Below are 17,134 nucleotides of genomic sequence, written 5' to 3' on the forward strand. Positions count from 1 at the left end.
ATTAGATCAGGTCAAGCATCGATAAATCACCTAGGGTTAGCTAATTCGTATAGTAGTTTATCAAATTTGGTTCAATACTCTGGGCAAACTGGGAAAACTATGTCATGGCAATTGTTATTAATAGTCAGATATTTTTAATTATTATAAGGGAGCAGTGTTGTGGAATAAAAGTGATATTGGAATTTAGCTAAGGCTTAAAAGCTAATCCCTTGATTAGGGCAGGTGCGATCGCATCTAGGGGCAAAATTTCCACCGCCGCCTTCAACTCTGCTGCTGCTTTCGGCATCCCATAAACCACGCAACTGCTTTTATCTTGGGCAATAGTATGCCAACCTTTAGAGCGCAATAGTTTTAGCCCTTCAGCTCCATCTCTACCCATGCCAGTTAACAAGACAGCGGTGCCCTTGCGCTTCCAGTACTCGGCTACACTTTTGAAAAAAACATCCACGGAGGGGCGGTAGGGATAATTACTGGGTTTGCTGGTGTAGGTTAACCTCAAATTCGAGGTTAAAAACAGGTGGTCTTTGGTTCCAGCAATCAATACTTTCCCTACTTGCGGACGGCTACCGTCAGACGCTAGTTGGACTCCCAATGGTGTCTGATTATTCAACCAGTCCACTAATCCTGAAGCAAACTGCACATCCACATGCTGGACAATCACAATTGCTGCACTGAAACTTGCTGGTATGTTGGAGAGAATCGTTGCTAGAGCCTTTGGTCCTCCAGTAGAAGCACCAATTGCGATTAACGGCGGAATATGGAGTTGGGAATTTCGGGCTGGGGATTTTGAATTTGGGGTGGATTTTCCGATCAGTTTACCAATGGTAGCAATTTTAGTAAGTAGTTCTTGGGCAGCGTCTGGGTTACCGCGAGTGCCCAACACTGGCAGACTGACAGCATCTAAGGCTCCATATCCCAGGGCTTCAAATACTTTAGATGAATTCTGCTGGACGCTAGCGGTTACCACTAAAATCGCACAGGGGGAATGTTTCATGATCTGGCGAGTTGCCTCAACCCCATCTATTACTGGCATTGTCAAATTCATCAAAATTAAGTCTGGGAGGTCTTTGGCACATTTGGCAATAGCTTCAGCACCATCACTAGCCACCCAAGCTACTTTATAGTCTGGAACCGCCATCAAGACACGCCGCAGGGTCTCTACTGCCATCATTGAATTATTAACAATTGCTATTTTCATGTCATAAAAATGCTGATTACTTTTTGATAAGGGAGTAGGGAGTCGGGAGTCGGGAGTCGGGAGTCGGGAGTCGGGAGTCGGGAATAGAAAATTGAATGTAGCTCATAAGTATGATCAACATAAGTATGATTAACGCTATACTCGATTTTATTCATTGGTTAATTCCACCTTATTAATTAATAAGCTTGGATTCCAAGTTTACCATTTAAAATTAACAAGCAAGCCATCCAAACTCACCAATGAATACTCCCTACTACCCAATTAAGTCAATCACCGCATTCAACAAAGAATCATCATGAAAACTACTCTTGGTTAGATAATAATCTGCTCCAGCTTCCAAACCTTGAATACGGTCTTGTTCCCGGTCTTTATAGGAAATAATAATCACAGGGATTGATTTTAATTTATCATGGCTTTTAATATGGCTGACTAGCTCAATGCCGTTCATGCGGGGCATATCAATATCACTGATCACTAAATCATAAGGGTTGGTGCGAACAGCGTTCCAACCATCCATGCCATTAACAGCTACTTCCACCTCATAACCTTGGTTTTCCAGTAACTTACGTTCCATTTGCCGCACGGTAATGGAATCATCAACTACTAGAATTCGTTTCGGCTGTTGGATATCAGTATCATCAGTATCACCACTGACTTGGTTCAACTGGCGGTTATTGAGTAGATTATCAATGGAGCGCACTAAATCTGACACATCCACAATTAGAATCGGGGAACCGTCTCCCATCAAAGCAGCAGCATTGATATCCTGAACTTTGCCCAGCCTCGGATCTAATGGTCGAACCACCAAATCCCGTTCACCTAAAAATTTATCAACTACTAATCCAAAACGGTTCGATTGGTCACTGATGATCACGACTGGTAGGGTTTCAGATTTGATATAAGAGTCATCTAACTCCAACACTTGATGGGCAGCTACCAGTCCAATGTTTTCATCATTAAGGGTAAAATATTGCCGGTTTTCTACTACAGAAATTTCGGTTTTCTCTACCATGACAATTTTGTCAATTCGTGCTAAAGGGAACGCATAAGGTTCACCATATATATCCACTAATAGGGTACGAATAACTGATAGAGTCAAAGGCAATTGGAAGTGGAAACTCGTTCCTTGCCCTAGCTTAGAGGTAGCTCGCAGGGTGCCACCTACCTCTTGTGCCATACTCTTGGCAATATCTAAACCAACGCCACGACCAGAAATTTCGGTTACCTGCTTAGCAGTAGAAAATCCCGGCAAAAATAGAAACTCCATCAGCTCATGTTCAGCTAGCTGGCTTGCCATCTCTGGGGTGATCATTTTTTTGCGGACAATTTTTTCCCGCAATTTCTCTGGATCTATGCCTTTGCCATCGTCAGCAACAGTAATCGATAACATCCCACCACGATGAACAGCTTCCAGTCGCACTGTGCCTTGGGCTAGTTTCCCCATTGCTACACGCTCTTGGGGAGGTTCAATACCATGGTCTACAGAGTTACGCAAAATATGAGTCAGTGGTGCTTCTAGTTTCTGTAAAATATCTCGATCTACTGCCGTAGATTTGCCGGTAATTTCTAATTTAACTTGTTTATTCAGCTTTCTGGCTATATCCCGAATCATCCGAGGAAAACTCTGTACCCCATCAGCAAAAGGACGCATGTGAGACGCAATCACTTCTCGGTAAAGACGATCCGAAAGATTAGCAGTGCGACGAGCATACAGTTCTAGTTCACTCATGCGATCGCCCAAAATTTCCCGACATTCCTGTTCCTTTTGTCGAGCAACTTTCAGATATTCCTCCCCCACTTGATTCACCTGGGATATTGCTAAAGAATCCTGTAATTTTTCCAGGATCTTCGATAATTCCATTTGGTGTTTCTTGAGGGTGATCAAGGAATCAGCAAACGGTTGTAGCCAATTCGCCTCCACTAGGGATTCACCAGCTAAACCCATTAAGCTATTTAAGTTTTCAGCACTGACTCGCACAACTCTCTCTTTAGCTTCCGCCTTTTTGGCACTATCCAAAGCAATCGATGGTTGCTTCGTTAAATCATTCCCTGGGGTAGATGAGGATTGATTTTCTTTGGCAGCCACTTCGGTTTGAGGCTTGTGGCTAACAGCCTGCTCCAAGGGTTGACTTTTAATCTCTATCGTGCTATTTTGAGACTCCTGACTAGGTACTTGAGGGGGAGAATCGGTTTGAGCCTGGTGAGTTACTACCTGATCAAGATTTTGCTGATCAAGATTTTGCTGATCAACAGTTTGCTGATCAACAGTTTGCTCTTGAGTCTCTATGGCTGTATTCGTACTATCAAGAGTGGAAACTTCGGAAGGATAATCTATAGCGCTTAGTTTTTCCGACTTCTGTGGCTCGGAGGTACTAGGGGCAGCAGATGGAGATGGCTGTTGTGGGGAGGAGGGTGCAGATTCTGGTGCGAGAATTTTAGCGATCGCAATACTCTGACCTTCAATGGCTTGCCCATGTTCAGACAGCCATTGGTCTAAATTAACTTCACCAACTTGGCTGATTTGTTGGAGGAAATCGACACCTTGCAGCAGGATATCAATGTGATCTGCCTTGAGGGTAATCGTTTTATTCATAGCTGCCACAAAGCAATCCTCCATGATATGAGCGATGTTAACGGCAGCATCAATTTGGACAATCCGGGCAGCACCTTTAATGGAATGGGCAGCACGCATTAGGGATTCCAATTCTTGGCTGGAGGAAGGATTACTTTCCAGAGCCAATAAATTGTCATTTAATATCGCTGCTTGGCTTTCCACCTCCATGCGGAATAAATCCAACATGGAGAAATTGCTCATATCTTGTCCACTGTCTGTCATAGGATTTTAGAGTTTAGAGTTTGGATTTATGATATTTTTTAAGCATTCAGCTATCAGCTATCAGCCGTCAGCCGTCAGCGGTCTGCTTATTTTATTCAAAAGCTGTTCGCACCTCAAGTAGCGTGGCCATAGACCTTTGGCTGATAGCTGATAGCTGATGACTGATAGCTGATGACTGATGGCTGATAGCTGATACGCGACACGCTAATAGCTGATAGCTAATAACTGATGGCTGATAGCTGATACGCGACACGCTAATAGCTGATAGCTAATAGCTGATAGCTGATACGCGACACGCTAATAGCTGATAGCTGATACGCGACACGCTAATAGCTGAATGCTTACATAGGTAGCACTTTAACCCCATCACCCCATCGGGTTACATAATCTTCCGATTGAGGGTATAAAACAATAACTCATCGTCCAAGTAATTCACCTTTTTATCCTGCCAGATAATTATCCATTTTGTATAAGTATCTGTAGCTTTAGAAATAACCGCTGGTGCATCGAGTAATTCATTAGTATGAAACCGTTGAACACTAAAAATTTCATCAACGGGAAAGACCCATCGGTTGCTCTCAATTTCCACAACCACCATCCGTTGATACATGACACTACTCACATCGGTTTTGGATTTTCGAGTTAGGGGCTGTTGGATTTTGGATTGCTCGGAACCTGAGTTAGCAGAATTATCTTCCAAACCCAGGAGATGGCTGAGGGAAACGCACATCAGGATTTCCCCACGAATGTTCACGATTCCCAGTAAGATCTCGTTGCTGCGGTGGGGGATGGTATGGATAACACAAGGCTGGGTTACTTCTTTGAATAACTTTGCAGACAATGCCAACCATTCTACTCCTAGCCGAAAGATAATTACGGATATGGTTTCCCCTAGTTGTGTCAGAGTACTTTCACCTTGTGGCACAGATTGGGAAACCAGTAAGTTAGTCCATTCATTAATGTAACCTGGAGGCGGTTCACGTTCAAGCAAGCCGCGCCCTGCTAAGGAGTAAACCGGACAATTGCGGCAATGAATGAAGGTTTTTAGTTCTGGGCAGGAGCGATCGCCTGTCACTCCGATTTGGTTCCAACAATCGTTAAAATTTGGTTTATTCCTTGTCTGACTTTGCATTACTTCAGTTTTTTTTACAGGTTAAAACAACTAGAAATGCTATTATAAATAATATTTTTATTTGGTAATTTTGAAATTATAAATTACGGATTTAATTACGAATTTAATTATTTAAATAACGCCAGATTTTAGATAGTTTTATACGAAGACACAGTATTTCATATGATCTCCGGATAATTACCCTGTCTTGATGCAGTCGCTCATGGGGGAAACCACGGCAGTCGCTCATGGGGGGAACCCCCAAGACCGCGCTGCCTCCCCAAGACCGCGCTGCATCGCTTTATAAAAATCTCCCCCATCTCCCCATCTCCCCATCTCCCCATCTCCCCATCTCCCCATCTCCCCATCTCCCCACCCTCCCCACACTTTTATGATGGGTATTCAACCGGACTTGATATCAGATACTATCCCTCCAATTCCCATTTCATCCTTCATCCTTCATCCTTTATCCTTCATTTGCTAGGTAATTTCAACCTTACAATATCACTCTGGAAGCTTTGTGCTGTAGTCTCCAATTGTTCCAAAGCACTATTCGTATCCTTTAGGGAGTATACAGTTTGTTGGGATGCAACACTCAGTTGAGCCATCGCTTCGCTAATTTGCTGTGCTCCTAGGGATTGCTCTTCCATGCTTTGACTAACCACTTCAAACCGTGGTGTGAGGCTTTGTACTTCCTGGATCACCTGGGCAATTTGCTCACTGATATTACCGACATTTTCGACGCTATTCCCCACGTCTTTGCTAAATTTATCCATTTTCATAACCCCAGTAGACACAGCAGATTGCATCTGGTTAATCATCTGTTCAATTTCTAAGGTGGCTACTGCCGTTTGGTCAGCCAGCCGACGAATTTCCCGAGCAACAACCGCAAATCCAGCGCCATACTCTCCTGCTTTCTCCGCTTCAATAGCAGCGTTAAGGGATAGTAAATTGGTCTGATCTGCTACCTTAGTAATGGTTGTTACCACACTATTAATATTATTAGCTTTTTCACTCATCACCCCCAATTGTTGGGAAATAGATCTGGTAGCTTCTATCAACAGAAGCATACTTTTCTCCATCTGCTCTAAGTCTTTTTGACTCTGGCTAGCCCCGTGAGCAGTACGGTGAGCCAGCTGAGCAACTTGCTCCATAGTTTTAACTAATTCCTCAGAAGTCGCTGCAATTGTTTGCGCAGTTGCTGTCACTTGGTTAGTCGAGGCTAGCTGTTCAGTTACTGTTGCTTCTAATTGCTTGCCAGAGGCAGCCATCTGTTTGGTTGATCTAGTAATTTGGAAGCCAGACTGCTGCACTTTAGACATAAGTGAACTAAGGTTTATGGTCATGAATTTGAGGGTTTTCAGTAACTGCCCAATCTCATCATCAGAGGTGAACTCTACTTGGGGTGTGAGATTACCAGCGGATATCTCTTTGGCTATGGCGACTGCTTTGTTTAAAGAGTTGACAATATCACGGATGATAACTATCCCTATAATGACAGCTGTAACAATGCTGATCACACAGACAGTTAAGACAATATTGATCAGGGTTTGACTGTTTCGATGTAGAGTCTGCATCTCTTGCATATGGTCTATCATGTGGTCAGAATTCATGTGATCCTGTTCAGTCATCTCAGCGATGTCGGCTGATAACTTTGACAGTCCGATCCAATTGATGGCAACACTCACCAGCACGATACAGCCACAAAAGCTTAACAAGCCTATAAGTTTTGTTTGAATCTTCATCGTGATTAAGCATTAGGGATTAGGGATTAGGGATTAAGCATTATTCATTAGGGATTAGGGATTAGGGATTACCCATTAATCATAATACCAACATAAATTAATCGGATTTGATTGGTAAACTCATGTGAATTTAATTTCCCTACTTCCTGTATTGGTGAAAAACCGTAAATACCTCTGACCATCTCCTCATTCGCTCCTCAGCAGATACCCCATCACCCCAATCTATCTTGCAATAATAAATGAAATTGCTATTACTGATAGACTTTAAAAACTGAAATTTCTGATTTTAATCCTTGGGCAGCATCATCCAATCGTTCCAAAGCACTATTGGTATCCCGTAGGGAGTCAGAGGTGTGCTGGGAGGATTCACTTAAGTGTTCTATGGCTACTCTGATTTCCTGTGCGCTTTCAGCTTGCTCCTCCATCCGTTGACTAACCAGGTCAAAGCGAGGGGTAATTGTCTTCACTTGCAGGATCACTTGAGCGATTTGATCACTGATCTTGCCGACATCGTCTACACTAGTACTAACTTGTTGGTTAAACTTATCCATTGCCATTACCCCAGTGGCTACAGCGGATTGCATTTCTTTGACCATGGTCTCAATTTCCAACGTAGCCACTGCAGTCTGGTCAGCCAGCCGACGAATTTCCCGAGCAACAACGCCAAACCCAGCCCCATACTCTCCCGCTTTCTCAGCTTCAATGGCAGCGTTGAGAGATAGTAAATTGGTCTGATCCGCTACTTTGGTAATCGTGCTCACAACACTATTGATAGTCTCAGCTTTGTGATGAATTACCCCTAGTTTAGTGGTAATGGCAACAGTAGCTTCCGTTAATGACCCCATGGTGGTTTCCATGCGCCGGATCTTGGCTTGGCTGTTGTCAGCAGCAACAGCCGTTTGTTCGGAGACACTAGCCACCTCTTTCATGGTCCTGACCAATTCCGATGAGGTTGCTGCAATCTGTTGGGTTGTAGCGACAACCTGGTTAGTCGATACTACCTGTTTAGTGATAGTTGCCTCTAGTTGTTGACCTGCAGCAGCAATTTGGGTGGTTGAGGCGGTCATCTGGATACCAGACTGCTGGACTTTACCAATTAAAGAACTCAAATTTTGGGTCATGGTGCCGATGGATGCCAGTAAATCCCCGATCTCATCCTCATTGTTAGCAGGGATTTCAACTTGGGGGGTCAAATCCCCACTAGAGACTTGTTTGGCATAGTTTGAAAGTTGGGTAAGCTGCTGAGACATTTTGTTCACCAGTAAGTAAGCCACGGCAATGCTGGCTAGAAAAATCAAGGATACGATGTAGATCTGAGTTAGAATTGCCGTGCGAAGTTGAGCAGTAATAATTTCTCGATCCATTCCCACATGGACATATCCAGCTACCCCAGCTAGAATCGGTGCAGATATATCGGTGAAGGTCCCCATCCCCTGAATTGCTAGATCCTTGAATTCTATCTGTTCGCTGACAGACTTGGTGGCTCGGTATCTCCGCTTACCCATCTTCCTGACTTCCTCAGGGATGGTGGGAACAAAGGTATGGGCAACGATATCCCCATTTTCAGCCACAATAAAGGCATAAGCAACCCCTTTAATCTCAATAAACTGGTCTATGGCTGCCTGAAGGGTTGAGGCATCTCTGTATAGGAGTAGATCGACGCTAGACTTAGCTAAACTTTTTGCGATCGCAGTCCCTTTGCTTTTATACTCACTAGTCAGGTTTTTGTGTAGAGTCCAGCCAGATAAGGTGGATGTGGTCAGGATAACGAACCCAAACAGAATTATTTCTCCAATCAGGGTTTTTTGAAATAGCTTTGAGATCTTCATTTTGCCCACCTCTCCCACCTGTCTAGCGGTACAAATTGACCTTGCTCAACAGTAGTGTAATAGACATTATTAAGTCCCTGATTTCTAAAAGCACTAAATGATACTGGCGCATTAATCCCTAGGTCAAGGTTCTTGACCTTCTCAACCGCCTGTCTGAGCCGAGCCTTGTCAACCTTATCGCCCATCATTTTTAGAATCGCCACTAGGAGTTTGGCATTCAGAAACCCTTCCAGACTCACAAAGCTATACCTAAGGGGTTTGTATCCTGCCGAGCTTAAATCCCTCGGAGGCATCGGGTTATATTGATCCATCAATGCTCGATAGTCACTTACCCCAGGTAAGGAAATGTCATTGTAACTCGGTACCACTTGCGAATTAATCAAATTTGTAGTATAATCTATACCAGTTTTAACACCAGTTTCTAGCAACAAATTCAGCAAACTCTCGCTCCCCACAAACGAGATATTAGCAATTGGCACATTCCAGCCAGCATCCCTAGCATCTCGAATCAATGCGGCACAAGCCCCATAGGAGCCAATAGAAATCACAGCGTCCGGATTGGCAGCTCTGAGAATATCTACCTGACGTCTGAGGCTCTGGGAATAGGAGGTTCCTCGACGATAGGTGGCTTCCCCAACGATACTGAGACCATACTTAGCCAAGGATCTCCTCACACCATCCCATCCACTTCTACCATAGGCATCAATCTGATAAAATACCGCAATTCGTCGTCTATTAATTTTGACAAAGTTATCAACTAATCCTTCGGTTTCCTGACGGTAGGAAGCTCTTAGATTAAAAGCAAATTGCTCGTAAGGCGCTTCTCTTTGGGGTTGAGCCCCTGTAAACGGAAAGAAGAGATAGGTTTGTCTGTCACTATAGTTTTTGAGCAGTGGCAGAACTCTAGTCACCGTGGGAGTGCCGACATAATCAAAGAGTAGAAATACATCATCATTTTCAATCAACTTAATGCTGTTTTGAATCGCCCTAGTGGGATTGTATCCATCATCATAGGCCTGAATCACAATTTGTTTGCCATTGATACCGCCTTGGCGATTGATATCTTCTATATAAGCCATTGAACCTCTATAAAGTTCAATGCCCAGACTCCTAGATGCTCCTGTAAATGCAGCAGACATTCCCAACACAATATCAGGCTCTTGGCTCTTCCCTGAGAAACCTGATCCCAAAACAAGCAATAGAGATAAAAATAGAGATAAAACAATTAGACCCAGAAGCTTCAACTGATCGTAAATTTGCTTGCTTAACATATAGCGGTTTGCGTGTAGGTTAAGTGATGATACCTAATCCTGACTACTAACTACTGACTACTTGTTCTTATTGTAATTAGCGCAGATGGCAAACCGCTATATCCTATATCCTATGCGTACGCTATTCTTAAACTATCAGCTATCAGCTTGAGCATTGGGAACAGCGGATCATCGGAACAGCGGATCTGGGAATATGGCATCAAAAATTATCACAATTCCTACAGGGATTGCTATATAGCGCGTCTTTAGGGTTGTCCAGGACTACTCATGTCCTCGCGTCCAGAGCCTTTTCCCTAAGTTTTCCCTGATTAAAAAGCTGAAGGATCAAGGCTGACGGCTTACTTCTAAACTTGGAACACCGAAACTTCTGTTTGTAATCCTTGGGCAGTATTATCCAATCGTTCCAGAGCATTATTCGTATCTCTTAGAGAATCAGCCGTTTGTTGTGAGGCTTCGCTTAATTGCACCATCGCCTCGCTGATTTGTTGAGCACTTTTCGATTGGTCTTCCACACTTTGATTCACCATCTCAAACCGGGGAGTTAGGCTCTGCACTTGCTCAATCACTTTAGCAATTTGTTCACTAATATTGCCGACATTTTCGACACTGTTACTGACATCTTTGCTAAATTTATCCATTTCCATCACCCCAGTTGACACCGCCACTTGCATCTCTTTTACCATGGTCTCAATTTCCAAAGTAGCTACTGCTGTTTGGTCTGCCAGCCGCCGAATTTCCCGAGCCACAACCGCAAAACCAGCCCCATACTCTCCCGCTTTCTCCGCTTCAATGGCAGCGTTGAGGGATAGTAAATTAGTCTGATCGGCTACTTTAGTAATAGTGGTGACAACGCTACTGATATTATTGGCTTTTTCATTCATAACCCCCAGTTTGGCAGAAATAGAACTAGTAGCATTGGCTAAGTGACGCATGGTACTTTCCATACGCATCAGGTCTTGTTGACCATGACTAGCAGAGTCAGCAGTAATTTGAGACAGCTGAGCGACTTGCTCCATAGTTTTAACTAATTGCCCAGAGGTATTGGCAATTTCTTGAGCTGTGGTTGTCACCTCGTTGGTGGAGGCTAATTGTTCGGTCATGGTTGCTTCTAATTGCTTACCAGAGGCAGCAATTTGGGTGGTGGAGCTAGTCATTTGGATACCAGACTGCTGCACCTTATAGATTAATGAATTGAGGTTTTCAGTCATGGTCTGCAAGGCACCAAGTACTTGTCCAATCTCATCTTGATCTTTAGAGGCTTCAATTGTCTGGGTTAAATCCCCAGCAGAGAGCCTTTCTGTTGCTCCTAGCAATCTAGTTATCTTGCTTCGTAGCGGCAAAGTAACCCATATACCCATAAGGATAGTCAGTATTATCGATAATGTAGTCCCAACCAAAACCACATTCATTAGCCAGCGCTGTTGTTCCTGGAATTGTCTGACCCCTTCCGTCATGAGAGCTTCTGCCCGTTGAATCATCTGCACCCTGTTCTTATCAACATTTTCAGCATTTATTGACTTAACTAAAACAGTTGCTTCGGGAATATTGGCTGAATCTACGAGTCTGAAAACCTCTTGAGATAGTTGATGTAATTTATCACCTTCTGCAATGTAATTCTCCAAAAGTTGTCGTTGTCTAGTGTCTTGAGTTTGCTCCTTGAGCCCTGAACTATATTGACGAAAATTTTGATAGCCCTCTTGATAGGATTGCTTATAACGTACCTCTGCAGGAGAAATAACATAGGCTCGGACACTGCGCACCATTTTCGTAAGCCCATGAGCGATTAGGTTGACTTCTATTGGACAGCCTCTCTGTCCTAGGGTTGAAGAAGTCGTCGCAATTTGAGATTCAAATTCAAACGTTCTCATCGCGCTTGAATAGACAATTGAACCTAATCCAATCAGACAAATAATGGGGATTGAAGCTCCTAATAAAATTCTGTGAGTAATTTGTGTAAACATCTCGGGATAGTCTGGAATTTATACTGGTTGACTTGGGACTGCTAAAAACCCAATTAGTCTAGTCCCTTTCTGGAAATTAGATGGATTATATCATATTAGGTTAATTGTCAATACTAAAAATTATATCAAGTCCGGTTAATCACTTCCAAACCCCAATAGTACCAGTATTTTTTGGTTACGGTAATCGGTAATAGTCAAATAAAAATTACCAATTTCCAATTAAAAACTCCCTATATGTAGCATTCCTTAAGCTATTTCATATTACTCAGGACTCAGGACTCAGCACTCAGATCAAGTCCGATTGAATACCCATCAGAAAGAAGATTGATGGGGAGATGGGGAGATGGGGAGATGGGGAGATGGGGGTAAGCATTCAGCCGTCAGCCGTCAGCCGTGAGCTTTTAGCTCACGCTACGCGAACAGCTTAAAATAAACCTAGAACGATAAAATTTAATAGTTCCAGATTAATCAGAACTGAAAGTCTGGGGAAAATTCCATGACTCGTGGCACAGGCTTCGAACCTGGGATGAATTAGCTGATAGCTGATAGCTGATAGCTGATAGCTGAATACTTACAGATGGGGAAATGGGGTGGTGGCGCAGATTTTTATTAAGGGTAATTATCCGGAGATGATATCAGCACTATTTTCAAGGACAGTATTTTTAACCTAGGATTTAGGATTGCTATGACGTAGCAAATCTACCTGTAGGGTTTCGCTCCGGAGCCTACTACTGAGCTTTTCTAAACTTGGAACACCGAAACTTCTGTTTGTAATCCTTGGGCAGTATCATCCAATCTTGCCAGAGCATGATTCGTATCTCTTAGAGAGTCAGCCGTTTGTTGTGATGCTTCGCTTAATTGCACCATCGCCTCGCTGATTTGTTGAGCACTTTTCGATTGGTCTTCCACACTTTGATTCACCATCTCAAACCGGGGGATCAGGCTCTGCACTTGCTCAATCACTTTAGCAATTTGTTCACTAATCTTGCCGACATTTTCTACACTAGTACTGACATCTTTGCTAAATTTATCCATTTCCATCACCCCAGTTGACACCGCCGCTTGCATCTCTTTTACCATGGTCTCAATTTCTAAGGTAGCTACTGCTGTTTGGTCAGCTAGCCGCCGAATTTCCCGAGCCACAACCGCAAAACCAGCCCCATACTCTCCCGCTTTCTCCGCTTCAATGGCAGCGTTGAGGGATAGTAAATTAGTCTGATCGGCTACTTTAGTAATAGTGGTGACAACGCTACTGATATTATTGGCTTTTTCATTCATAACCCCCAGTTTGGCAGAAATAGAACTAGTAGCATTGGCTAAGTGACGCATAGTACTTTCCATACGCATCAGGTCTTGTTGACCATGGCTAGCGCTATCAGCAGTAATTTGAGACAGCTGAGCGACTTGCTCCATAGTTTGAACTAATTGCCCAGAAGTATTGGCAATTTCTTGAGCTGTGGTTGTCACCTCGTTGGTGGAGGCTAATTGTTCGGTCATGGTTGCTTCTAATTGCTTACCAGAGGCAGCAATTTGAGTGGTGGAGCTAGTCATTTGGATCCCAGACTGTTGCACCTTATAGATCAATGAATTCAGGTTTTCAGTCATCTTTTTAAGAGATGCCAGTAATTGTCCAATCTCATCCGTTGAGGTAATTTCCACCTTGGTACTCAGATTACCAGCCGCAACTTCTTCTGCTATATCTACTGCTTTGTTTAAGGAATTAACGATATCGCGGGTGACAAAAATTCCAAAACCTAGAGTAGCCCCAATACTGAAAATGAAAGCAATCAGTACGATGTTAATTATACGTTGTTGGTCTTGTTTAGCAATATTAGCTGAGTTTTTAGATAATGTAATGGCTCGCCGCAAGAGACTCCTCATTTCTGCTTTCAGTTCTTCTGCGGACTTTTGCATCCGTTCTGCCGCCAATTCAGCTTGATCGGGTTGATTGCTAACAATTAACCTGAACGCTTGCTGAGATTGATCACCATAGCGATCATGCATTGTGTTATATGAATCTAATTCAGATTGAAAATCTGACCAGCCTTCTTTTTGCTCTTTACTTAACGCTTTTTGGATTTCACGTTTGACGATATTATCAACTTTTATAAGAGCGTCATGCACTAATCCATCCCGTCGGTTGAACTCCCCTCTCGCTTGAGTAAACGTGTTTCTGGCAGTGGCGCTTTCTGCATATCGGTAATTAAATCGAAAGGCCCGTTCAAAATTAACCCCCTGAGCAAGTTGACTTTCTTGCATTTCCGTCATGTGCTGGATTAGGGGGAGATCCTCTTCAGCTATCTTACCGATTTCATTCGCTAACTTTGACAGTCCTATCCAGCTAATTCCCCCCCCTAAAAGTATGATAAAACTAGAGAAGATTAGTAGACCTAGTAGTTTAGTTGCAATTTTCATTTAATTCCAGATAGCCCCCGTTGCTATTAACTCTTCAGGTTTTGTAGTCGTTGAATTCGCTGTCGGATTACTGTAGCTTTAGCCAGATCCCCACGATTTTCTTGAAGTAAAGCCAGATGAAAGAGTGCTTCGTAGTAATTCGGTTTCAGGTAAACCGCTTTCTGGAAGCATTGCTCAGCCTGCTCGTCATTGCCCAAGCCCTGATGGACTTCTCCGAGTAACACATAAGCCTCAGCACTAGTCAAATTTTGACTTAGGTAAGTTTGGCACAGTGTCGCTGCTTCCTCCAAACTTCCTTGATTGGCTAATCTCCTGGCTTTCTCAAGCAAGGATTCTTGTCCCTTTTCAAGCTCCCTTTGTAAGCAGGATTGTTTGATTGCTTTAGACTGTTGATTAACAAGGGCAGAGGGGGAAGATGATCTTGTTTGGTATTCCTGGTCTTGCTCCTGGTCATGGTTTTGCCCCTTGTGCTTTTCCTGTCTTGGATACAGAGAATGGATCAGCGTCATGGGGGACTGATGAGTTGGGAGTGACGATGAGGTTTCCCAATTTCTCCGCCGCTCCTGTTCTGAGTCCCTGGTCTGGCGTTCTCCAAGATGTTTCACCTTCTGATAGGCAAAAGCAAAGGGATAGCGAACTGACACAAATCGATTGATAGTTATCACTCCTGTTTCAGCAGACCCCACAAACAGCAAACCTTGAGGCATTAATAAACGATCTAAGAGTTCTATAGCACGGAACCGGGCAGATTTATCTAAATAAATCAATAAATTGCGGCAGAATATAATGTCATAGTTGTTCTGAACCAAACCCAAGGGGCCTAGGATGTTACCGTGCTTGAAATTAACGGTATTGCGCACCAACTGACATAATTCATAACCATCTGCTGTTTGCTTAAAATAGCGTTTTCGTTGCTGTAGCTGGTTGCCCCGAAAGGAATTCCTGCTGTAGAGAGCACGTCGAGCTTTCTGCAATGCTTCCTTGCTGATATCAATGGCATCGACCCGAAACTGATTAGGAGTCAAACCCGCATCCAGCAAGGTCATAGCAATGGAGTAAGGTTCTTCTCCAGTAGAACAGGGTATACTTAAGACGCGCAGGATCGGGTGGTTGGGATTGGGCAACCACTCAGATCTGACGTAACGACTCACAAACGCAAAGGGTTTTCTGTCCCGGAAAAACCAAGTCTCTAGGACAACGACCGTTTCAATCAGTGCTTCGAGTTCTTGAGGTGAGGTTTGAAGTTGCTGCAGATACGTTTGCTGATCCGGTAAGCCACAAGCCAATCGTCTGGTTTCTATCGCTCTAGCAATCTGCCTAGAACCAATAGTATTGCCATCCAAACCGATCTTCTTTCTCAGCAAAGCCTCGATAGTCGCCTGAATCATTACTATTAGTTATTAGTTGTTAGTTAATTGGTAGTTTTTGATTGTCTGCTCCAGGAACGTCTAGGATGGCCATTTTATTGCAAATTCCGGTAGTTATTGGCAAAAGCCGTAAGTGTATCCATCTTTTCGGTGTATTGCCGATATATCTTGAGGTTTGCAACTTTTGTATCCCTTGGTTCCTAGTGGAGTGAATCCAAAACTTCCTTTGGTTCTAGGGGTCACTTTGCCTATTCCCAGTTTTTGATGTTTAGCTATATCTCCAGTAGTCCAACCCTTGTTCGCGCAGCGTGGCCTACAGCCAATCGGCTTTAAAGGATTATGCCTGATGGGATAACCGTATTTATTGAGTGCCGCTTTTTGCCTGCCCCCCTGTCCCTTGCAGGTAACTAGAAGTGGTTGAGAAGTCCTCAATACCAAAGCCTCAATGTTCCCGACACAGGCCGCATCAATCCAATGCTGCTTAGGAAAACCTAGCTTCGTCCGATTGAACTTAGTTTGTGCCCCCGTCCCAGTAATTAAGGGCAAGACATTTTGAAGCACTTTCACTAATTTGTTCCGAGTTGTATTCACCGCCGCCGCATCCTGTAATGGCTGTTTGGCTTTGGTTTTGATCTTCTGAAGTAGACTGGGCTTCTTTTTCAAGAAATCCTCTATAGGTTTGTTTCCCTTCCGTTGATTACACTTTTCACAAGCCAAGCAAAGATTACTTACGCGTTCGCTTCCCCCTTTTGATTTCGGGTGAATGTGTTCAATCTGTAAGGGTACATTTTGCTTGCCACAATAAGTGCATTTCCTCCCCCATTTTTCGAGTAAATATTCTCTGACTTCGTAGCCAGCTAGTTCACCTTGCTGGTACTGAATGCCATTAATTTCAGGATTCTGCATTTTTTGAGTGTCAAACTTAACTCTTTCGACCCAAATCTCATTGACTGGGCAGAATTTAATCAACCGCTTCACCCAGGTTTGAGTGGTTAAGATCCTGTGTTCTAGGCTAGGTGGAATCCACCCTTCTGGACGTTTACGGTTAAGGAACCTGGGCTTTCTGTAGCGGGTGTTTCGGTTACGCCTTCCACGCCTTACAGCTCTTCTAGACTCTAGTTTTTTCTTGATCAATCCTCCTCTGTGTTCTAATTCCATTCCCCAAATAACTTGGCCGTCTTGGACTAAGGCAAATCCAGTTACCTTACTACCAGGGTCAATCTTGATTTGACATGGTGAGATAGTTGGATTTTCTATCGCCGTTTTTAAGATGATTGTAAAAGGGTACATCCGGAAAACCGCAGCTTTCCCTTTGTCTAATAACCGGCGTGCCTTCTTTGGGTAAATTGGGTTTATTGGTTGCTTTTTTGCGTCAATAACGAATACGTAATTTTGCATGAT

General features: G+C 43.5%; 11 protein-coding genes. All 11 read right to left on the reverse strand.

Translation table 11 applies throughout. From position 1 onward, the window contains the following. Positions 1 to 187: 187 nt before the first annotated feature. Entirely contained in the window at positions 188 to 1,198 is a 1,011-nt protein-coding gene (locus F6J90_RS37145; RefSeq protein ID WP_293105993.1) for a chemotaxis response regulator protein-glutamate methylesterase, read from the reverse strand. Continuing rightward, on the reverse strand, positions 1,195 to 1,353 hold the full coding sequence (locus F6J90_RS37150) for a hypothetical protein (RefSeq protein ID WP_293105996.1): 159 nt from the start codon (positions 1,351 to 1,353) through the stop codon (positions 1,195 to 1,197). Before F6J90_RS37150 ends, F6J90_RS37145 begins: the two co-directional genes overlap by 4 nt. Before the next feature lie 98 nt (positions 1,354 to 1,451). Next, entirely contained in the window at positions 1,452 to 4,034 is a 2,583-nt protein-coding gene (locus F6J90_RS37155; RefSeq protein ID WP_293105999.1) for a hybrid sensor histidine kinase/response regulator, read from the reverse strand. A 379-nt stretch (positions 4,035 to 4,413) separates the two neighbouring features. Then, a complete protein-coding gene (locus F6J90_RS37160) occupies positions 4,414 to 5,166 on the reverse strand; it encodes a chemotaxis protein CheW (RefSeq protein WP_293106002.1) in 753 nt (250 codons plus the stop codon). A gap of 452 nt (positions 5,167 to 5,618) precedes the next feature. Beyond that, positions 5,619 to 6,833, reverse strand: coding sequence for a methyl-accepting chemotaxis protein (locus F6J90_RS37165; protein ID WP_293106004.1), 1,215 nt, complete (start codon positions 6,831 to 6,833; stop codon positions 5,619 to 5,621). A 308-nt stretch (positions 6,834 to 7,141) separates the two neighbouring features. Continuing rightward, positions 7,142 to 8,719, reverse strand: coding sequence for a methyl-accepting chemotaxis protein (locus tag F6J90_RS37170; RefSeq protein WP_293106006.1), 1,578 nt, complete (start codon positions 8,717 to 8,719; stop codon positions 7,142 to 7,144). Beyond that, complete coding sequence (locus F6J90_RS37175; protein WP_293106009.1) at positions 8,716 to 9,990, reverse strand: ABC transporter substrate-binding protein; 1,275 nt, start codon at positions 9,988 to 9,990, stop codon at positions 8,716 to 8,718. Before F6J90_RS37175 ends, F6J90_RS37170 begins: the two co-directional genes overlap by 4 nt. Before the next feature lie 344 nt (positions 9,991 to 10,334). Continuing rightward, positions 10,335 to 11,951 (reverse strand): methyl-accepting chemotaxis protein, encoded by a 1,617-nt coding sequence (locus F6J90_RS37180; protein WP_293106012.1) that lies wholly within the window; start codon positions 11,949 to 11,951, stop codon positions 10,335 to 10,337. A 741-nt stretch (positions 11,952 to 12,692) separates the two neighbouring features. Beyond that, entirely contained in the window at positions 12,693 to 14,366 is a 1,674-nt protein-coding gene (locus F6J90_RS37185) for a methyl-accepting chemotaxis protein (RefSeq protein WP_293106015.1), read from the reverse strand. Between the two features lie 26 nt (positions 14,367 to 14,392). Continuing rightward, the gene (locus tag F6J90_RS37190; protein ID WP_293106018.1) at positions 14,393 to 15,754 is read right to left on the reverse strand and encodes a CheR family methyltransferase; all 1,362 of its coding nucleotides are present in this window, start codon (positions 15,752 to 15,754) and stop codon (positions 14,393 to 14,395) included. A gap of 93 nt (positions 15,755 to 15,847) precedes the next feature. Then, positions 15,848 to 17,131, reverse strand: a complete 1,284-nt coding sequence (gene iscB / locus F6J90_RS37195) for an RNA-guided endonuclease IscB (protein WP_293106021.1) — start codon at positions 17,129 to 17,131, stop codon at positions 15,848 to 15,850. Between the last annotated feature and the right edge of the window lie 3 nt (positions 17,132 to 17,134).

Origin of the sequence: Moorena sp. SIOASIH (assembly GCF_010671925.1) — a bacterium.
Taxonomy (GTDB): Bacteria; Cyanobacteriota; Cyanobacteriia; order Cyanobacteriales; family Coleofasciculaceae; genus Moorena.